Origin of the sequence: Flavobacterium ginsengisoli (genome assembly GCF_029625315.1) — a bacterium.
Taxonomy (GTDB): Bacteria; Bacteroidota; Bacteroidia; order Flavobacteriales; family Flavobacteriaceae; genus Flavobacterium; species Flavobacterium ginsengisoli.
The window spans coordinates 3,083,576-3,102,675 of record NZ_CP121110.1 but is presented as its reverse complement, the minus strand read 5'-3'; the positions used below and the strand labels follow the sequence as shown (position 1 = coordinate 3,102,675).

At 32.2% G+C, this 19,100-nt stretch carries 14 protein-coding genes, 1 tRNA gene and 3 pseudogenes; 15 read left to right on the top strand and 3 right to left on the bottom strand.

Going from position 1 to position 19,100, the window contains the following annotated elements; translation table 11 throughout:
• Positions 1-20 precede the first annotated feature (20 nt).
• The 10 genes and pseudogenes from P5P87_RS14420 to P5P87_RS14370 all read left to right on the top strand — a co-directional run bounded on the left by P5P87_RS14420 (position 21) and on the right by P5P87_RS14370 (position 12,580).
• Positions 21-836 carry a SusE domain-containing protein gene (locus P5P87_RS14420; protein ID WP_198854717.1) on the top strand — a complete coding sequence of 272 codons (816 nt, stop codon included), beginning with the start codon at positions 21-23 and terminating at the stop codon, positions 834-836.
• A 446-nt stretch (positions 837-1,282) separates the two neighbouring features.
• The gene (locus P5P87_RS14415) at positions 1,283-1,489 is read left to right on the top strand and encodes a hypothetical protein (protein ID WP_278019721.1); all 207 of its coding nucleotides are present in this window, start codon (positions 1,283-1,285) and stop codon (positions 1,487-1,489) included.
• A gap of 82 nt (positions 1,490-1,571) precedes the next feature.
• The gene (locus P5P87_RS14410; protein ID WP_198854715.1) at positions 1,572-1,772 is read left to right on the top strand and encodes a hypothetical protein; all 201 of its coding nucleotides are present in this window, start codon (positions 1,572-1,574) and stop codon (positions 1,770-1,772) included.
• Between the two features lie 76 nt (positions 1,773-1,848).
• Positions 1,849-3,015 (top strand): DUF6625 family protein, encoded by a 1,167-nt coding sequence (locus P5P87_RS14405; protein WP_278019720.1) that lies wholly within the window; start codon positions 1,849-1,851, stop codon positions 3,013-3,015.
• Between the two features lie 5 nt (positions 3,016-3,020).
• Positions 3,021-4,402, top strand: a pseudogene (locus P5P87_RS26150) (DUF6734 family protein).
• Complete coding sequence (locus P5P87_RS14390) at positions 4,399-5,988, top strand: vitamin K epoxide reductase family protein (protein ID WP_278019717.1); 1,590 nt, start codon at positions 4,399-4,401, stop codon at positions 5,986-5,988. The pseudogene P5P87_RS26150 and the gene P5P87_RS14390 overlap by 4 nt, the downstream one beginning before the upstream one ends.
• Positions 5,989-5,990: 2 nt before the next feature.
• Positions 5,991-8,180, top strand: a complete 2,190-nt coding sequence (locus P5P87_RS14385; RefSeq protein ID WP_278022800.1) for a peptidase domain-containing ABC transporter — start codon at positions 5,991-5,993, stop codon at positions 8,178-8,180.
• Positions 8,181-8,205: 25 nt separating this feature from the next.
• Complete coding sequence (locus tag P5P87_RS14380) at positions 8,206-9,138, top strand: HlyD family secretion protein (protein WP_278019716.1); 933 nt, start codon at positions 8,206-8,208, stop codon at positions 9,136-9,138.
• 11 nt (positions 9,139-9,149) lie between these two features.
• Positions 9,150-9,500 (top strand): biotin/lipoyl attachment domain-containing protein, encoded by a 351-nt coding sequence (locus P5P87_RS14375; RefSeq protein ID WP_479724218.1) that lies wholly within the window; start codon positions 9,150-9,152, stop codon positions 9,498-9,500.
• A 203-nt stretch (positions 9,501-9,703) separates the two neighbouring features.
• Entirely contained in the window at positions 9,704-12,580 is a 2,877-nt protein-coding gene (locus P5P87_RS14370) for an alpha-amylase family glycosyl hydrolase (protein ID WP_278019715.1), read from the top strand.
• Between the two features lie 140 nt (positions 12,581-12,720).
• On the opposite strand, the gene P5P87_RS14365 is transcribed toward P5P87_RS14370, so the two are convergent.
• From P5P87_RS14365 to P5P87_RS14355, 3 genes and pseudogenes are all read right to left on the bottom strand, one after another.
• Positions 12,721-12,969, bottom strand: coding sequence for a DUF6814 family protein (locus tag P5P87_RS14365; protein WP_278019714.1), 249 nt, complete (start codon positions 12,967-12,969; stop codon positions 12,721-12,723).
• Between the two features lie 13 nt (positions 12,970-12,982).
• Positions 12,983-14,476 (bottom strand): annotated as a pseudogene (locus P5P87_RS14360) (MFS transporter).
• A 419-nt stretch (positions 14,477-14,895) separates the two neighbouring features.
• A tRNA-Phe gene (locus P5P87_RS14355) sits at positions 14,896-14,968 on the bottom strand.
• Between the two features lie 99 nt (positions 14,969-15,067).
• On the opposite strand from P5P87_RS14355, the gene P5P87_RS14350 reads away from it, so the two are divergent.
• From P5P87_RS14350 to P5P87_RS14330, 5 genes and pseudogenes are all read left to right on the top strand, one after another.
• Positions 15,068-15,802 carry a type III pantothenate kinase gene (locus P5P87_RS14350; RefSeq protein ID WP_278019713.1) on the top strand — a complete coding sequence of 245 codons (735 nt, stop codon included), beginning with the start codon at positions 15,068-15,070 and terminating at the stop codon, positions 15,800-15,802.
• Positions 15,795-17,024 carry a BamG family beta-barrel-assembly machinery protein gene (bamG, locus tag P5P87_RS14345; protein WP_198854706.1) on the top strand — a complete coding sequence of 410 codons (1,230 nt, stop codon included), beginning with the start codon at positions 15,795-15,797 and terminating at the stop codon, positions 17,022-17,024. The genes P5P87_RS14350 and bamG overlap by 8 nt, the downstream gene beginning before the upstream one ends.
• A gap of 51 nt (positions 17,025-17,075) precedes the next feature.
• Positions 17,076-17,633: an LPS export ABC transporter periplasmic protein LptC gene (lptC, locus tag P5P87_RS14340; protein ID WP_198854705.1), complete on the top strand. Its 558-nt coding sequence runs from the start codon at positions 17,076-17,078 to the stop codon at positions 17,631-17,633.
• Positions 17,634-17,637: 4 nt separating this feature from the next.
• A complete protein-coding gene (locus tag P5P87_RS14335) occupies positions 17,638-17,832 on the top strand; it encodes a hypothetical protein (RefSeq protein WP_198854704.1) in 195 nt (64 codons plus the stop codon).
• A 2-nt stretch (positions 17,833-17,834) separates the two neighbouring features.
• Positions 17,835-19,091 (top strand): annotated as a pseudogene (locus P5P87_RS14330) (hemolysin family protein).
• Positions 19,092-19,100 lie beyond the last annotated feature (9 nt).

Genomic DNA, 19,100 nt, shown 5'->3' with positions numbered 1-19,100 from the left:
CCTTATAAAAAATAAATAAAATGAAAAATATATATAAAATTTTAATCGCATTCATTGGTGTATTAGCGGTGTCATGTAATGCAGATGATGTAGAAGAAAGACCAGTAATTACGCCAGAGTCAACACCTGTTTTACTTAGCCCACAAAATGACTTTAACATTGTTCTTACTAAAGAAAATGAAAAAGAAATTGCAACTACAGTAATTTGGGATTATGCAAAATATAGCGGTACTGCTACTGTTGTTAATTATACTATCGAAATTGCAAAAGCAGGTACAAGCTTTGCTGCACCTGTTGCAGTTACTACAACAACAGAGCGTTATAAAGCGTTAACTGTAGCTGAATTAAACTCTGCTTTGGTTAATGGTGGCTTTATTGAGAAAGAAGAAAACAGTGTTGATATTCGTATCAAAGCTACAGTTGGTACTGGAGCAGAAGCACAATATTCTAATTTTTATACTTTTAAAGCAACTCCTTACCATACACCATTAGCAACTTCTCACTGGTTAGTGGGTGCTGCAACTCCTGGAGGATGGACTTGGGATGGTGATGCTGAAACTGAGTTCCCACTAGTAGTTGGTAAAACAGATGTTTACCGAGTAACTGTTGTTCTTAAAAGCGGAGAAGCATTTAGAGAATTCTTAGGAAATAACTTTACAAGTAATGGTAACTGGGATGCAAGTCATAACTATACTTACTACTCTGGATTAGGTTATACTATTGATGACGAATTAGTAAACGCTGGAGATGGTGACAGTAACTTTAAATATACTGGACCAACGGGACCAAGAGTTTTAACAATCGATAACGGTGCTAAAACGATCACATTAGATTAATTTTTCGAACACAATATTTCAAAAGGGCTGTCTTGATAGACAGCCCTTTTTTTATGCAATTTTCTCAAAACAGTCAATCGTTTTATTTTTATTATTTTATGGTTAAAAATGAAATACTGATAATTATTTTATTATTTTTTTAATGTTATTGTTATTTATTAACACTATAACGTTATAGTTTGATTCAGAAATACCTTACCGTTAATCGGTAAGGTATTTTTTATATTTTTAAAAAATCAATAGCATTTTACTGCTAAAAATTCCCATTTTTTTTGATTTATTAGTCTGATTAGTTTGTAGTTGCAAATGCAAATTAAAAGACTCTTAAATACAGGTTGCGCAACCTAAGACCGAGCCTGAAATTGATGTCACTAAAAGATGATTTTGTAACACCCAAAAAGCGGAAGCCGAAAAGCTTACGAGTAGGCTAGTTTAACTTATTAATAATGAAAAAAATTAATTTAAAAAGTATTAATGAGGGAATGAAAAGAGAAGAAATGCGAATGATAAAAGGTGGCTGCGGATGCGGCGCTGGTCTGGGCAGTTCTTGTATTCCTAATAGTCCAGTGTTTAATTGTGTCGCTCCTTTAAAATGTATTCCTAAACCACTATTTCCGGAGATACATTTACTGCAGTTTGCTCTTAAGCTTTAAAAATGCATTTCAAACAACAACCAAAAAAGCGGAAGTCGAAAAGCTAATGAGTAGACAAGTAAAACATTAAAATTTATTAAAAATGAAAAAGATTAGTTTAAAAAATATTACAGAAGGTTTAAAAAGAGACGAAATGAGAATGATTCAAGGAGGATCTGGATGTGGATCTCCAGCAGGAAGTTTCTGCTATGTAAACCATGGTATTTTTAATTGCGCACCAACTTTAAAATGTGTTCCAAAACCACAATATCCAGGAGACATTTATACAGGAATTTGCTACTAAGCGATTCTTTAAATTTTATAAAAAGACTATGCTATAAGTAATCTTATAGTATAGTCTGTTTTTTTAGCTCGAGAAAATGAATAAAATAATATTACTAAACTGTTACTTAGGAAAGCTTCCTTGGTATTTTGATTTTTTTCTAAAGTCTTGTGAGACTAATCCAAGTATTGATTTTGTTATTTTTTCTGATGATGAAGAAGAAAGAGAAATTCCGAAGAATGTAAAAATTATAAAATTTACATTGGCGGATTTCAATTCTTTAGCTTCACAAAAACTCAATCTTGATATTCAAATCTCTAGCGCCTATAAAATTTGCGATTTTAAACCCGCATTTGGTGTCATCTTTCAAAATCAAATTTCTGGATATGACTTTTGGGGCGTTTGCGATATCGATTTGGTTTTTGGAAGAATTAGAGAATTTATGACCGAAGAGCTACTGGATAATTTTGATGTCATTTCGGTTAAAGATTCTTTTCCGTCGGGTTATTTTTTACTTTTTAGAAATAATTCTATTGTCAATTATCTATTTGAAAAAAGTAAGGACTATAAATTCATTTTTACATCCAATGACAATTATTGTTTTGATGAATGCGGTGGAGCTTATGATGAAGTAATTTCAGGAATAAATATTCTTGATGTACCTACAGAAACAGAAAGTATTCATCATGTTTTAGTAAAAGAACAAAACAATATTAGAGTGCATTTTGATTTGTTTATTATTGAGGGCACACCTGGAAAAATAAAATGGGACAATGGAATTTTGAGCTATAAAAATGAGTATGAAGTTTTACTCTATCATTTTAGCAGTTATAAGAATAACATTTTTGCCGTTCAAAAAAGATGGAAGAAAATACCCAAGTCCTATTATATTGATAAATACAACGTCAGAAAAAGTTCAAACATTTTTTTTGCTAAATGGACAGATCATATAAATCCAAATTTTAAAAATTTTCTTTTTAGAACAGACATGTTTTGGTCCAAAAAGTTAAATGTTACAGCATTGCGAAATTTAGAAAAAGGACAATATTCTTACATGAATCGGACTGTTTTTATTGGAAAAAATGCCAAACAGCAAAATTATTTATGTTATGAAAATCTGGAGAATCAGTTTGATTTGACTCAGATGATTTTTCATTCTAAGTATTTTTTCAATACACAAACCAAGCATTATTATAGACATGAAAAAAATAGTTTCTCGCAAGTATTTCTTGATGGAAACTTAATTAAATACTCCAAATTATAAAATCAATGAAAATAATTCAATCATTTTGGTCACAAAATCTAGACAATCCATTAGCTGAAAGTTACGGATGGCTTTCTGAAGCACACAATTGGTTAAGCTGGATATTAAGTGCAAATCAATTAGCTAAATTTTATAAGGTAGAGTTATATACCGATCAAAAAGGGTATGAAATATTGATTAATCAGCTTCAGTTGCCCTATCATAAAGTTCATGTTGTTTTAGATGAGCTCAATCATTATCATAAAAGTCTTTGGGCAATGCCTAAAATTAAGACGTATAGTCTTCAAGACGAGCCTTTTTTACACATCGATGGAGATGTATTTATTTGGAAAGAATTCTCAGATGAATTGTTGAACGGAGAATTTATTGCCCAAAATCTAGAAGTTACTACAGAATATTATGCAGAAATGTGGAAAGACATTTATCCTCATTTAGTATATGTTCCAGAAGAGATGAAAGATTACATCAATAATCATAAAAATTACGCTTATAATATGGGTATAATCGGAGGTCGTAATTATGAATATTTCAAGAAATATGCGACAATTTCATCAGAGTTTGTAGACAAAAATAAATTGGTTTGGGATTCTATTAACGGATTTAATTTTAATATTTTTTTGAGCAAGTATTGTTTTACAATATGGTAAAACAGTCTTCAAAAAAAGTCAATTGCTTGTTTGCGGATACACCAAATGATAGTAACTATATCGGATTTGGAGATTTTGATAAAGTGCCAAACCAAAAAAGCTATTTGCATTTGTTAGGTACATACAAAAAAAGCGTGCGTATTTGCAGTAGTTTAGAGACTTATGTCATTAAAGAATATCCAGAGTATTTTGAGCGATTGAGAAAATTGTTCCCTTTTAATTTTTCACAATATAATATGTCATTTGATCATTCTAAAAACTGGAATTTGAAAAATGATTTTAAGCTTAAAAATACTTTAGATGTAAAACAAGAATTTACAAACGAATATTTAGTAGGAAGAAATTTTATGTCTTTGGAGTTTCCACAGGAATTTGATTTTTTAATTGCTAATGATAAACCTTTTGAATTATCGAAATTATCTGAAACAGAAATTACTGATTTTTTTGATGAGCAATTAAATGAAAATGTTAGATATGTAGTGCTGCCAGAATTAGATCAAAAAATATCACGTTTAAGTATAGATGAAATTGACGAATTGGTTCTAGAAGAACTTGCCGAGCCTATTCTTTACAAACAACTTATTCGCAACATGACGGCATATTTGGAAGAAGATGTAGATGAGCAGGGAAAAAACGATTTTATAGAACTGATCCAGAACAGAATTAGATTCTTTTTAGCAGAAAAAGTACTTTTTTTGAAAGCAATGATTGAAGAACCAGATTTAATTTCATCAAAATGATAGACTTTTTTTATCTAAAAAAATACCTTCATGAGCATAAGTATAGTCATCTTGGAGAAAAATTTTTACTCGAATTAGAAGCGCATCCAGATTATCCAAGCTTAATTGCTATGGTTGATGTTTTCAATTATTATGATATCGAAAATGTAGCGACCAGAATTGATCAAAGCGAATTACCAAATCTGCCAGATACATTTATTTCTATTTTTTGCACTTATACAGGAAATGAAATTGTTTATACAAAAAAAATCGGGCAAGATTTTGAGATCCAATTTGCAAATGGCTTTGTTCAAAAACTTTCCAGAAGCGAATATTTAGCAGGATGGAACGGAATGATTGTAGCTATTGAAGAAAATGAAAATGCTGAAAACGTAGAGAAAAATATTCTTTTTAAGAGTGTTCCTTTGTTTTTATTGATCACAATCGGTTTTGCTTTTTTTCAAGTTTATACTAACAATATAATAAGCCCTTTTTTATCAATAGGATACTTTATAGCATCATTTTTAGGATTGGCAATTAGTATTTTTTTAATTAGAGAAGATTTAGGATTTCATGACACTGCAATTTCAAGAATATGCTATGCTACTAAAAAAACAAGTTGTAAAGAGGTGCTTCATTCAAAAAAAGCAAAAATTTTAGGAGGTTTAAAATTGACGGATCTTTCTCTAATATACTTTTTAGGATTGACTGTTTTTTCAATTTTTACCAAATTTCAAGACTATATTTTTATTTATAGCTGTTTAGCTTTTTTTAGTATTCCGGTAATGTTGTATTCTGTTTATGTACAAAGTTTTGTTGTGAAAAAATGGTGCATATTGTGTTTAGGAATCTTGCTTGCATTGGCAATTCAGGTTTTGATGGTTTTAAATTATGGTTTTAGCGTCAATCCAAATTTTGCTGAAGCTAAAAATGCTGTTGTGTTTTTGTTTGCTTTGATTTTTATAAGTTTTCTTTTTCTGGAAATTAAAAGACTTATAAAAAACAATTTGACCAACAATATGATTGAGCTAAAATACAATCAGCTTAAAAGAAAATATCCTGTTTTTAAAGCTTTGATTGATAGTGAAAATAGTGTAGAAGAACTCGTTCTAGAAAAATTACAAGCCATTGTGATTGGAAAAGAAAACGCTCCAATTACAATCAATGCAGTTCTTAGTGCGTCTTGTATGCATTGTCATAAAGTTTATGAAAAACTAGTAAAACTGCAAGCCAAAAATCCAGACTACTTAAAGATAAAACTTGTCTTTAATATAAATGTCGAGAATTTGCAGAATCCATATAACATTATCTATAAACAGGCAATTGCTTATTATATAAAAGGAGAATACAACAAAGCGGTTTTATCATTGAATGAATGGCATATCGATCGATTAGATTTTGAACAATGGAAATTGAAATGGCAAGACAACTATTCTGAAATCGGAATAGCACAAATACAATCGCAATACCAATGGTGTCTTGAAAACAAGATTTTTTATACACCAGCAATTCTAGTAAATGGGCAATTATTGCCTAAAGAATATGAAGCTCACGAACTCAATTTTTTTATTGATAATCTAATAGAAGAAAAAATCGCCGTATTTTGAAAATTACCTCTTTCCCTTTTTACAAACAGCCCGACACTAAAGATTGCGGCCCAACCTGCTTACGTATTATTGCAAAATATTATGGAAAAGTAATTGAACTGCAACAAATACGAAACCTTTCTGAAACCACTCGAGAAGGCAGCAGTCTTTTAGGTTTGAGCGATGCAGGAGAAGCTTTGGGTTTTAGGACGCTTGGGCTAAAAACTAATTTTGAAACTCTGCAAAACGAAATGCCTTTGCCTTGTATTGTGCATTGGAATAGTCAGCATTTTGTTGTGGTTTACAAAATAAAAAACGACAAAGTTTATGTCTCAGATCCAAGTCACGGTTTAATTATTTATTCTAAAGAAGAATTTATTAAGTTTTGGATTGGTAAAAATGCACATGAAAAAACAGAAGAAGGAGTTGCCCTTTTTTTAGAAACAACTCCAGAATTTTATAAAAACGAATGGGACGATGAAAACTCTAAAAGGAGCTTTAGTTATCTGACAAAATATTTGTTTCGTTACAAAGGCCTAGTAATTCAGTTAATTATAGGATTGGCTGCGGCGAGTTTGTTTTCATTGCTGTTTCCGTTTCTTACTCAAAGTATTGTCGATGTCGGGATTCAGACTCAAGATTTGAACTTTATATATCTAATACTTTTAGCTCAATTAATGCTTTTTGCAGGCCAGACAGCAATAGAAGTGTTGCGTTCTTGGATTATGCTTCATTTAAGTACAAGAATAAATATTTCATTGGTTTCTGATTTTTTTATTAAACTGATGAAATTGCCGATTAGCTATTTTGATAGTCGAATGACTGGAGATATTATGCGGCGAATAGCAGACAATAGAAGAATTGAGCAATTGTTGACAGGAAGTTCGCTGAATGTAATGTTCTCACTTTTAAATCTAGTTGTTTTTAGTTTTGTGCTGGCTTTTTATAATCTGCAATTGTTTTTGGTTTTTTTAATTGGAAGTAGTGTTTATCTCAGTTGGATTTTGTTTTTTTTGAAAAAAAGAAAAGAACTAGATTATAAACGTTTCTCTCAGGTTTCAAACGAGCAATCTAAAGTAATCGAGCTTATAAACGGAATGCAGGAAATAAAAATGCATAATGCCGAAAAGCAAAAACGATGGGGCTGGGAGTTTGTTCAGATTCGTCTTTTTAAAGTTAATATTCAAGCCCTGACTTTGGAGCAATGGCAATCTGTTGGGTCAAATTTTATTAATCACTTAAAAGATTTATTAATTACTTTTTTTTCTGCAACCCTTGTGGTTAAAGGAGATTTAACTCTCGGGATGATGCTGTCTGTACAATATATTATCGGACAATTAAATAGCCCTTTAATGCAGATGGTAGGTTTTGTGAGATCTCTTCAAGATGCTAAAATAAGTTTAGAACGATTAGGCGAAATTCATGACAAAGAAGATGAAGAGGATGCTTTAAATCCTAAAAATCACGATTTATCACATTCTGATGTTTTTGTAAAAAATATATCTTTTAAGTATACAGGAAGTCAGGATTATGTTCTAGAAAATTTAAATCTGTTAATACCAAAACAAAAAACAACCGCAATAGTAGGAACAAGCGGCAGCGGTAAAACAACTTTACTAAAGCTTTTGATGAAATTTTATGAGCCAAATGCAGGAGAAATCGTTTTGGGGAATATGAAGTTTAGTACTATTTCTCCAAGTGCTTGGAGAGGAAAATGCGGTGTTGTAATGCAGGATGGATTCATTTTTAATGATACAATTGCAAATAATATAGCGGTTGGAGAAGATTATATCGACAAGAAAAAATTACTGCATGCTATTGAAACTGCCAATATCAAAGAGTTTATTGAATCTCTTCCGCTTTCGTACAATACTAAAATAGGAAATGAAGGAACTGGAATTTCGGGCGGACAGAAACAAAGGCTTTTGATTGCAAGAGCAGTTTATAAAAACCCTGATTATTTGTTTTTTGATGAAGCCACTTCTTCTCTAGATGCTAATAATGAGAAGATAATTATGGAAAATCTAAATCAGTTTTTGGTTGGGAAAACAGCAGTAATTATCGCTCATCGTTTATCAACTGTAAAAAACGCAGACCAGATTGTAGTTTTAGAAAAAGGAAGAATAGTCGAAATAGGCACACACAAAGAGCTCGTTCTTGCTCAAAGAAATTATTACGAATTAGTGAAAAATCAATTAGAATTAGGAAACTAGTTTCCTGTTAATATAAGATAACAAAATGGCATCAAAAGTTTTAGATGATTTAGAGTTGCGTTCTGAGGCCGTGCAGGAAGTATTGTCAAATCCTCCAGCATGGATTGTTCGTTATGGTATTTCTATTGTATTTGGAGTGATACTCTTATTTATTATTGGAAGTTGGTTTATTAAATATCCAGATGTAATACCTGCAAAAGCAATGGTAACATCTAATTATCCGCCAGAACGATTAGAATCAAAAGTCAATTCAAGAATTGTAAAATTGTACATGCCTAATTCTTCACAGGTTAAAAAAGATGATGTTCTTGCAATTTTAGAAAGTACTGCCAATTTTGAAGATGTTTTAAAATTAGATAAAATGGTGTCTTCAATTCCATTAGATTATCAAGCGTTTTATTTCCCTTTTCAAGAAATGAGCAATTTACAGCTAGGAGATATTCAATCTTCATTTAGTCAATTCCATAAAGCTTATATCGAAAACGAATTGAATCAAAAACTACATCCTTATTCCGAAGAAATAAATGCAGGTAAAAGTTCGCAAACAGAAAACAAAAACCGATTAGAATCGCTATACGGGCAGCAAAAATTAGAGAAAGTTAAGCTTTCTTTGAGCGATGTTCAATATCAAAGATCGTTGCAGCTTTATGAAAAAGGAGTTATTTCAAAGTATGATTTAGATGTTCAAAAAGCAAATAATTTACAAGCTAAGCAAAGCTATGATCAGATAAATACAGCCATTTCTCAACAAAGAGAAGCAATAGAACAAGCAAAAAAACAAGTAGTAGCCAGTGAAATTTCTCAAAAGAAAGCAGACGTTACTAATTTGGCTTCTTTATTTCAAGCATTAGATGAATTGAAAAAAGCATTCGAATCTGGAAACAGAATTATTTATTTCAAGCCAATTATGATGGAGTTTTTAAATTTCAAAATTCATGGAAAGAAAATCAGCTCATAAAAGCAGGTGACTTGTTTGCAACAGTATTGCCAGAAAATCAAGGACAATATATAAGTAGTCTAAAAGTTCCGTCGCAGAATACAGGTAAAATAAGGCAAAATCAAAAGGTTCTAATAAAATTAGATAATTATCCTTTTCAAGAATACGGAATGCTGGAAGGCCGTGTTCAGTCTATGTCGACAATAGCAGACAAAGAAGGAAATTATTTTATTGAAGTAGCCATGCCTAATGGACTTCAAACTAGCTATGGCAGAAGTATAAAATTTGATAAAGAATTGACAGGATCTGCAGATATCATTACTGATGAAATGCGCCTCATTGAACGTGTTTTTTATCAATTTAGAAAATTAGTTCAAAGATAAATATGGAGTTCTGATTTTTTTACTTAAAAAATGAAGCATACTGAATTTTGTTTTTATAATAATTTTCAGAGATTTATTATAAAGTTTTAAACACTACAACGTTGTCGTAAGTCTATTTTAGAAGCGCTTCTCCAAGTTCTCGACTTAATAAGATACCTTTATTAATTATCTCAATTTTTTGCTTGATTAATCATTATTTAAATATGAAAAAAACTTTACTTTTTATTTTCTTTTTATTGTCGATTATTGCTGATGCTCAACAGATAACAGTGTCTCCAGCTGTGTTTCAGGTTAATCAACAGATCAAAATAACAGCTTCATTTGCATCGGGTACATGTAATACAATGGGAACAAGTCCTACCAAAGTATATATGCATGCAGGTATAGGTAACGAAGCAAATGCTTGGCAAGTTGTTAAAGGAAATTGGGGGGCTGACGACGGTGTTGGCCTAATGACAAAAGAAACAAACGGAACTTGGAGCATTACCATTACACCGAGCGTTTATTTTGGGTTGACTGCTACACAGCAATCGGCGGCGACAAAAATGGGAATTGTATTTAGAAATGCAAATGGAAGCCAGACCTTAAAATTGGCTCCATCATGTTCTGATTTTTTTGTTAGCGTAGGATCTTTTCAAGTTACCTTGACTTCTCCAGCCGAAAATAGCACTTCAATTGTTTCATCTGGTTCAAGTTTTAATATTGCGACAACAAATACAGGTGGAGCAGGCAGTTATACTTTAAAAGCTAATGGAGTAACCATAAATACAAATGCCAGTACTTCAAGCTATTCGTATACGCATACCAATATTATAAGCAATCAAAGCTATGAGCTAATTGCAACTCAAGGTACAACTACAGTCTCAAAGAAATTTGCAGTAGTTGTAAATCCAAATACTGTTTCTCAGGCTATGCCGACAGGCTTAGTTGATGGAATTAATTATAACGCTTCAGATGCCACAAAAGCAACTTTAGTATTAGATGCACCTCTTAAAGATTTTGTTTATGTTGCTGGAAGTTTCAATAACTGGCGACCAACGTCGGCTTATGCTATGAAAAAAGATCCTTCTTCGGGTAAATTTTGGCTAGAATTAACAGGTTTGGTCTCAGGTGTAAATAATACGTACCAATATTGGGTTGTAGATACAACTCCAATTGCAAATTCACCATCAATAGTAAAAACAGCAGATCCGTATTCAACCTTAGTTTTATCACCTTATGATGATTCTTCAATTCCTGCATCAAAATATCCAAATATGCCAGTTTATCCTGCAGGGCAAAATTTTGAAGTTACAGTTTTAAAAACAGGGCAAACCCCTTACAATTGGAAGGTGACTAATTTTGATAAACCTCAAAAAGAAAAATTAGTCGTTTATGAAGTTTTGGTTCGTGATTTTGATGCATCAAGAAGCTATCAAAGTTTAATTGATAAAATAGATTATTTTAAAAATCTAAAAATCAATGCAATTGAATTAATGCCAGTAATGGAATTTGAAGGCAATGAAAGTTGGGGTTATAATACTTCATTTCATATGGCTTTAGATAAGTTTTATGGAACTTCGGATAAATTAAAAGAATTTATTGATCTGTGCCACCAAAACGGAATTGCAGTAATTCTGGATGTTGCATTAAATCACGCTTTTGGAAGAAATCCTATGGTAAGAATGTGGATGAATGATCCTGATGGAGATGGTTTCGGGTCACCTACAACAGAAAATCCATATTTTAATACAGTAGCAAAACATACTTATAGTGTTGGTGAAGATTTTAATCACCAATCATTAAAAACACAATACTATGTAAATCGTGTTATTAAACAATGGATTGAAGAATATAAAATTGATGGTTTCCGTTGGGATTTGACAAAAGGATTTACGCAAGCATGTACAGCTTCAAACGAAAGTTGTACAAATAGCTATCAGCAAGATAGAGTAGATGTTTTGAAAAAATATGCCGACTATTCGTGGAGTTTAGACCCGACACATTATACTATTTTCGAACACTTAGGAACTGATGCCGAAGAACAGCAATGGGCAAATTATCGTGTTAGCGAAACACCAAGTAAAGGCGTGATGATGTGGGGGAAAATGACAAAAGAATACAATCAATTGTCAATGGGATATGCGTCTGAAAGCAACATTTATAGAATGAATAGCACAAGCCGTGGATTTACTGCCAATCGTTTAATGGGTTATGCCGAAAGTCACGATGAAGAACGTTTGATGTATAAAAATGTACAGTATGGAGCTTCAAACGGAAGTTATAATGTAAAAACATTAAATACAGCCTTATCTAGAATGTCTGCAATTGGAGCAGTTTCTTTATTAATTCCTGGACCTAAAATGATTTGGCATTTTGGAGAATTAGGAATGGATGATTCTATTTTTAGCTGTAATAACGGAACGGTAAATGATGAAACAACAACAACTCCAGGAGATTGTAAATTAGATACAAAACCACAACCACAATGGACAGAAAATTGGCTTGGCGATTCAAATCGAAATAAAATATACAATGACTGGGCTAAAATGATCACACTTAAAAAGACAGAACCTGTATTTTTAGGGACAGCAACAATGGTAAATACCACTACTTTGACAGTAAATATCAAAATTACAAACAGCAGCTTGGCTTCGACTCAGCTTAAAGATGTTGTGATTTTGGCAAATTTTGAAACAACTGCACAAAATATGATTCCAGCATTTCAATACACTGGGGCTTGGTATAACTTAATGGATAATTCAACGATAAATGTTACCAATGTAAATACTCCAATTAGTCTAGCTCCAGGAGAATATAGAATTTATGGTAATAAACAAGCAAATTTGGCAATAGAAGATTTTGAAAAAGGAAATCAGGTCAACCTGTATCCAAATCCTGTTTCCGATTATTTTACTTTAGGTTTTGCAACTTCAAAAGTGGATATCTATTCTATTATAGGACAATTAGTGAAAACATTCAATACAAACGGAAATGCAGATTATCAATTCTCAGTTAGTGGTTTAACTTCTGGTTTATATCTTGTAAAAACGTTTGACGAGAATAATAAAGTTCGCATTGTGAAATTTATTAAAAATTAGGTTTGGTTAGTAATGAAAAAGGGCTGTCTAGAAATGGACAGCCTTTTTTTTGAGTAGTTTTTTGCTATAAATGTCTTATTTTAATATTTTAATGTCTTTTTGGGGTTGTCTAATTATCAGACACTAATTTTATGATTTAACTATGATTGTTTTATTTGTTTTTTCTTTTTAGGTTCGTTGTATTCTCCGATCAAAGAGTAATATCCAAATGTTCCTAATCCCATTACAATAAGCGGAGTTAGTATAAATAAAATAATTACACCAAATACCAAATCGTCTTGTTGATCTGAAAGAAGTTTTGGCAAACCAAATTCAAACACGCAAAAATAGGCGGCAGCTGCAGCCAAAGCAATCCATAACGCCCCTAAAACCTGTTTAATCGCATTCATTTTTTAATAAATTTTAAAGGTGAGTAATTTTGTTTTTGTTGTCAATATAAATCATTCCAATAACAAAGCAGATTCCAGCAATAATTATCGGATACCATAATCCGTCCAAATAATAATCGGTTTTGCCTGCTGTTTTGGCGTGTGATACAAAATAAGTAGAAATAGCGGGAAGCAATCCGCCAAAAATTCCATTTCCTACATGATAAGGCAGTGACATAGAGGTGTATCTAATTTTGGTTGGAAACATCTCAACTAAAAATGCTTGCAATTGGACCATAAACCATTGTTACGAAAAGCACCTGAATAAAAACCAAAAAAATTAAAGCCCATTTATCACTTGAAGTTATTTGGATTGAAATATTTGTTTGTACATCTTTTTTATCCATGTACGTTTTTTTTCGATCATGGTTGTGCCGTCAGTGTACTTTTTTTGACTTATTGTAACAGAACTCCCATCAGCTTTCTTTTCAGTAGTTTCTCTAGGATTTTCTACAATTTCTGTTTTTTGACTGATATCTGTTGTGTTATACATTGCTGTATAAATAGATCTGTACGATAAAATAGCGAGCAACATTCCAAACATCATAATATATTTGCGGCCCACTTTATCACTTAACCATCCAAAAACAATAAAAAATGGTGTTCCAATTAAAAGGGCAATTCCCAATAATTCGTCTACTTGTGAAGAATCGACATTCATTACTGTTTTCATAAAGCTCATAGCGTAGAATTGCCCCGTGTACCAAACAACACCTTGTCCCATTGTGGCTCCGAACAAAGCCAAAAGAACAAACTTTAAATTGTACCTATTTCCAAAGCTTTCCTTTAACGGATTTGTACTTGTTGTTCCTTCTTTTTTAGCTTTCGCGAAAACAGGAGATTCATCCATGTTTTTTCGAATTAAGTAGGAAACTCCAACCATAGCGATTGAAACCCAAAAAGGAACACGCCATCCCCATAAGTCAAAATTTTCTGCAGAAAGCGCGCTTTTGGTTGCTAGAATAACCATTAAAGAAATAAATAAACCAACAGTAGCAGTTGTCTGAATCCAAGAAGTCCAATATCCTTTTTCTCCTGGTGGCGCATGTTCTGCAACATATGTGGCTGCTCCGCCATATTCTCCTCCAAGAGCAAGTCCTTGAAGTAGACGTAAAATCAAAACCAATAAAGGAGCTAAAAAGCCAATTGTTTCATAACTCGGAATACATCCAATTAAGAAAGTGGAACCACCCATTAATAATAAGGTAGCCATAAAAGTATATTTACGTCCAATGATATCACCAAGTCTTCCAAAGAATAAAGCTCCAAATGGGCGAACTACAAATCCGGCGACAAATGTGGCCAAAGTAGATAAAAACGCAGCGGTTGGATTGTCACTTGGGAAAAATTTTGTTGAAATAACGACAGCCAAACTGCCAAAAATGTAAAAGTCATACCATTCGATCATGGTGCCCATAGAAGAGGCCGAAATTACTTTCCAAATGCCCTTAGTAGAAGTTTTGCTCATAAAACTGCTTTGAGATCTTGTTAATAAATCAAATATAAAAATACAGTTTTACGAATATAGAAGATTATTTTTTATTCAGTCAATACTTTTTTAACAAAAACTATTAATTTGTTGACTTTTGAGTTTAACCGCAAAGACGCAAAGAAAAACCGCAAAGGTTCGCAAAGTTTTTTTGAATTGGCTCCAGCTTTAGCTGGAGTTTGAATAAAAAGAAATCGGAATGGCTTTAGCCGAAAATGCATGATTTGGCTAAAGCCTTATTGTTCGTTTGTTAAATACCTCCAGCTGAAGCTGGAGGCTATTCAAAAAATTAATACAAAAAAAATTAACTTAATGACATTATCCATGACTATAGGGATTGTGATTAAAAAACAGAAAAGTATAAAAAACAAAAAACCCACTCGGTTGAGTGGGTTTCGTGGTACCTCCAGGGATCGAACCAGGGACACATGGATTTTCAGTCCATTGCTCTACCATCTGAGCTAAGGTACCGTGCTTGTTGCGGGTGCAAATATATAATCATTTTTGGTTTGTGCAAAACATTTTTTAGAAAAAATCTATTCGTATCTTCGCAAAAGCAAAAAAGGAAATATGATTTTAACGGTCGATGTTGGCAATACCAGAATTAAAGCATCTGTATTTGAGGGTAATACTTCTCTAGAAAATTTTGTTTTTGATAAAAATGAAATCGAAAAAAAAATTGAAAATATTTTAGAAAAATATCCAAAATGCTCCGATTTGGTTGTTGCTTCTGTTGGAAGTATCGAAAAAAAGTCCTTTTTAACTTTTGAAAATAGGCTGAAACTTCATTTTTTCACTCACGAAGATGTTTTTCCTTTTCATAATAAATATGCAACACCAAAAACTTTGGGTATAGACCGAATGATTTTGGCAGCAGGAGCGACACTGCAATTTCCAAAACAAAATCGTTTGGTTATAGATGCTGGAACATGCATTACCTACGATTTTATCGACGAAAATGATAATTATTTAGGAGGAGCCATTTCTCCAGGGCTTCGTTTGAGATATGAATCACTGCATAATTTTACGGCCAGACTGCCGTTACTTACTTTAGAAGAACCCGATTCTTATGTAGGAAACTCGACGGCACAAGCCATTCATTCTGGTGTTGTCAACGGTTTCGTCTATGAGATTGACGGTTTTATCGATGAATATCGCAAAGAGTTTTCAAATTTTATCATAATTTTAACGGGAGGCGATGCAGATTTTTTGGCTAAACGATTAAAAAATACCATATTTGCCAATTCAAATTTCCTTCTGGAGAGTTTGAGCCAAACATATCAATATAAAATCGACAATGATTAAAAAAGTAATACTAAGCGCTTGTTTGCTTATATCGTTCGTTTCATTCGCTCAACAAGGTACTGCGTCACCTTATTCTTTTTTCGGGATAGGAGATGTGAGATTCAAGGGAACACTTGAAAACAGATCTATGGCTGGAGTTGCAGTAGAGCAAGACACGATTCACTTAAATTTAGATAATCCGGCAAGTTATGCCAGTTTAATTCAGACAACTTTTACAGTTGGAGGAACATATGCGACTTCTAATTTAAAAACGACTTCGCAATCAGAAAAAGCACAACGCTCTACTTTTGATTATTTAGCATTAGGAATTCCGATGGGAAAATTTGGTGCTTCATTTGGTTTGATTCCTGTCAGTTCAGTAGGTTACAAAATTCGTGAAGACAATTCGGCAACAGAAGGAGCAACAAGTTCTCAGCTTGACGGAAAAGGTGGTGTCAATAAAGTATATTTCGGTTTATCATACAAAATAATGCGTGGTTGGAACGTTGGGGTAGATGCGCAATATAATTTTGGTAAAATTACAACTACTAGTATAGAAGCGATTACTGGTGTTCAAAACGGAACGGCAGAGGTTAATACTTCAGAACTTTCAGGTGTTGGATTTAGTTTTGGAACAATGTATCAGAAAAAAATCAACAAAAAGACGAGTGTGTTTTCTAGTTTGAGTTATTCTTTTGCTAGTAACCTGAATTCAGATAATACAAGAGTTATTTCAGTTCAAGGCGATTCAGATCCTTATGTAATTCCAACAGAAACAACAAAATTAAAACTTCCAAACAAATTGAGTATTGGTTTGGGTGTTGGTGAAGCTAGAAAATGGCTTGTAGGAGCAAACATGACGTTTCAAGGAGACGGACAGTTAGCAAATTATTATAATTCTGCAAGTAATGTAAGATACGAAAGCTATTCTAAATATGCAATTGGAGGATATTACCTTCCAAATTACGCTTCTTTCACTAGTTATATGAGCAGAATTACTTATAGAGCTGGTTTGAAATATGAAAAAATTGGTTTAATTGTTAATAATGAATCAATTAAAGATGTTGGTATGACATTAGGAGCAGGAGTTCCGATTCCAGGATCTTTCTCAAATGTGAATTTCGGAATTGAATTTGGTAAACGTGGTACAACGGCAGCAGATTTAGTTCAAGAAAATTATGTTAATTTTAGTGTGAGTTTCTCTTTCAATGATAAATGGTTTGTGAAGAGTAAATACCAATAAACAAAATATATTATCTTTTAGAAGCTCATTACAATTTACTACATTTGGCAAATGAATTTACCAAAAAGATATAGTCTAATAGTTGTCACAGTTATTGCTGTGACAATGTTTTTTGGATGCGAAAGTAATTTTAAAGAAGTTCAGAAAATTAACTTCTCAGAATTTGTCCCTGCCAGCGATGCCGATACTGTAAATATTAAATACACAGATTCCGGACGTATTACTGGTGTTTTGATAAGTCCGAAAATGTTAGATTATTCAAATCTTGATTTTCCGTTTACAGAATTTCCTAAAGGAATCGATGTTACTTTATATGATAAAAGACAAAAACGAACCTTTATAAAAGGTAATTATGCGGTTTCATATAAAAACACTGGGATTATTGATTTGATAGGAAAAGTAAAGATTACTTCAGAAGCTGGGCAGATTTTAGAAACAGAACAGTTATATTTCGATCAAAAAAACGAATGGTTTTATACAGAGAGAAAATTTAAATTGACCGATAAAAAAGGAGTTTCTCATGGTCAGGGAATAGATTTTAGCAAAGATTTTAAAGTGATCAATTCGCAGCGTGTAACGGGCGAAATTGAATCCAACGAAGAATTATAATATTATGGGTTATTTAAAATATACACAATACGTTTACATCCTTTTTGCAGTTTTCTTTACTTATGATGGTATCGTAAAACTTAATGAAGGAGATGAGAGTTATCCTTTTTATTTCGTAATTGCAGGAATGGCTGTTTTTATGTTTTTCTTTAGGAGAAGATTTCTTAATAAGTATAATGATCGAAATAAAAAGCAATAAAAATGGAAATTAGTATTATAATAATCTGTTTAATACTAGCCGCCTTTTTTCTGGGATGGAAATAGCTTTTACATCCGCCAACAAAATTTATCTCGAAATAGAAAAGAAACAAGACGATTTCTTGTCTCGAATCTTAACAAAGCTGACCGAAAATCCGTCCAAATTTATTGCTCGCCATGTTAATTGGCAATAATGTAGCTTTGGTGATTTACGGTTTTTTTATGGGTGATCTGATTTTGAATTGGATGACTTATTTTGGCTTTGTTTTTTCTGATTGGTGGAATATTCTTATTCAAACACTTCTTGCGGCATTTATAGTCTTGCTGACTTCAGAATTTTTTCCGAAGGTTTTTTTTCAAATTTATGCCAATTCTTTAATTAAAATTCTGGCTCTTCCAGCTTATCTGTTCTACAGATTATTTTACTATATCTCTACTTTCTTTATCTGGATTGCCGATTTTGTGCTAAGTAAGTTTTTTAAAACAGAAGGAAGTCAAATTCATTTGTTTAGCCGAATTGAGCTTGGAAATTACATAACAGAGCAAATGAGCACGGTTGAAGAAGACGAAGAAGTAGATTCTGAAATTCAAATCTTCCAAAATGCTTTAGAATTTTCTGCTGTTAAGGCGAGAGAGATTATGACGCCCCGAACAGAAATTGTAGATATAGATTTGTTCGATAGTGTTGACGATCTTAAAGCATTATTTATAGAAACAGGCTATTCTAAAATCATCATAAGTCAAAATTCACTCGATGATATTGTTGGATACGTCCATTCTTTTGATTTGTTTAAAAAGCCGTCTACTATAAAATCAGTCTTGATGACGGTTGAATTTGTTCCAGAAACGATATTTATTAAGGATGTTTTGAATTTATTGATCAAAAAACGAAAAAATGTTGCAGTAGTTTTAGATGAATACGGAGGAACTTCAGGCATTGTTACAATTGAAGATATTGTAGAAGAACTTTTTGGGGAAATTGAAGACGAGCACGATTTAGATGAAGAATTGATTGAAGAAGAAATTGGAGAAGGTAAGTATTTGTTTTCAACACGATTAGATGTTGAGTATTTAAATGAGACCTATAAATTAATGATTCCAGAAGAAGATTCTTATGAAACTTTAGGAGGTTTTATAGTCAATCATACAAAAGAAATCCCACAAAAAGGAGATAAAATTGTAATAGATAAGTTTCATTTTCGCATTGAAGAGGCGTCAAATAAGAAAATAGAACTAGTCAAATTGACAATTAAAGAGTGATTTTTTAAA

Excerpts from the sequence above, each read along its gene's own strand:
- P5P87_RS14420 (WP_198854717.1), top strand. The coding sequence starts at position 21 with ATGAAAAATATATATAAAATTTTAATCGCATTCATTGGTGTATTAGCG.
- P5P87_RS14415 (WP_278019721.1), top strand. The coding sequence starts at position 1,283 with ATGAAAAAAATTAATTTAAAAAGTATTAATGAGGGAATGAAAAGAGAA.
- P5P87_RS14410 (WP_198854715.1), top strand. The coding sequence starts at position 1,572 with ATGAAAAAGATTAGTTTAAAAAATATTACAGAAGGTTTAAAAAGAGAC.
- P5P87_RS14405 (WP_278019720.1), top strand. The coding sequence starts at position 1,849 with ATGAATAAAATAATATTACTAAACTGTTACTTAGGAAAGCTTCCTTGG.
- P5P87_RS14390 (WP_278019717.1), top strand. The coding sequence starts at position 4,399 with ATGATAGACTTTTTTTATCTAAAAAAATACCTTCATGAGCATAAGTAT.
- P5P87_RS14380 (WP_278019716.1), top strand. The coding sequence starts at position 8,206 with ATGGCATCAAAAGTTTTAGATGATTTAGAGTTGCGTTCTGAGGCCGTG.
- P5P87_RS14370 (WP_278019715.1), top strand. The coding sequence starts at position 9,704 with ATGAAAAAAACTTTACTTTTTATTTTCTTTTTATTGTCGATTATTGCT.
- P5P87_RS14365 (WP_278019714.1), bottom strand. The coding sequence starts at position 12,969 with ATGAATGCGATTAAACAGGTTTTAGGGGCGTTATGGATTGCTTTGGCT.
- P5P87_RS14350 (WP_278019713.1), top strand. The coding sequence starts at position 15,068 with ATGATTTTAACGGTCGATGTTGGCAATACCAGAATTAAAGCATCTGTA.
- bamG (WP_198854706.1), top strand. The coding sequence starts at position 15,795 with ATGATTAAAAAAGTAATACTAAGCGCTTGTTTGCTTATATCGTTCGTT.
- lptC (WP_198854705.1), top strand. The coding sequence starts at position 17,076 with ATGAATTTACCAAAAAGATATAGTCTAATAGTTGTCACAGTTATTGCT.
- P5P87_RS14335 (WP_198854704.1), top strand. The coding sequence starts at position 17,638 with ATGGGTTATTTAAAATATACACAATACGTTTACATCCTTTTTGCAGTT.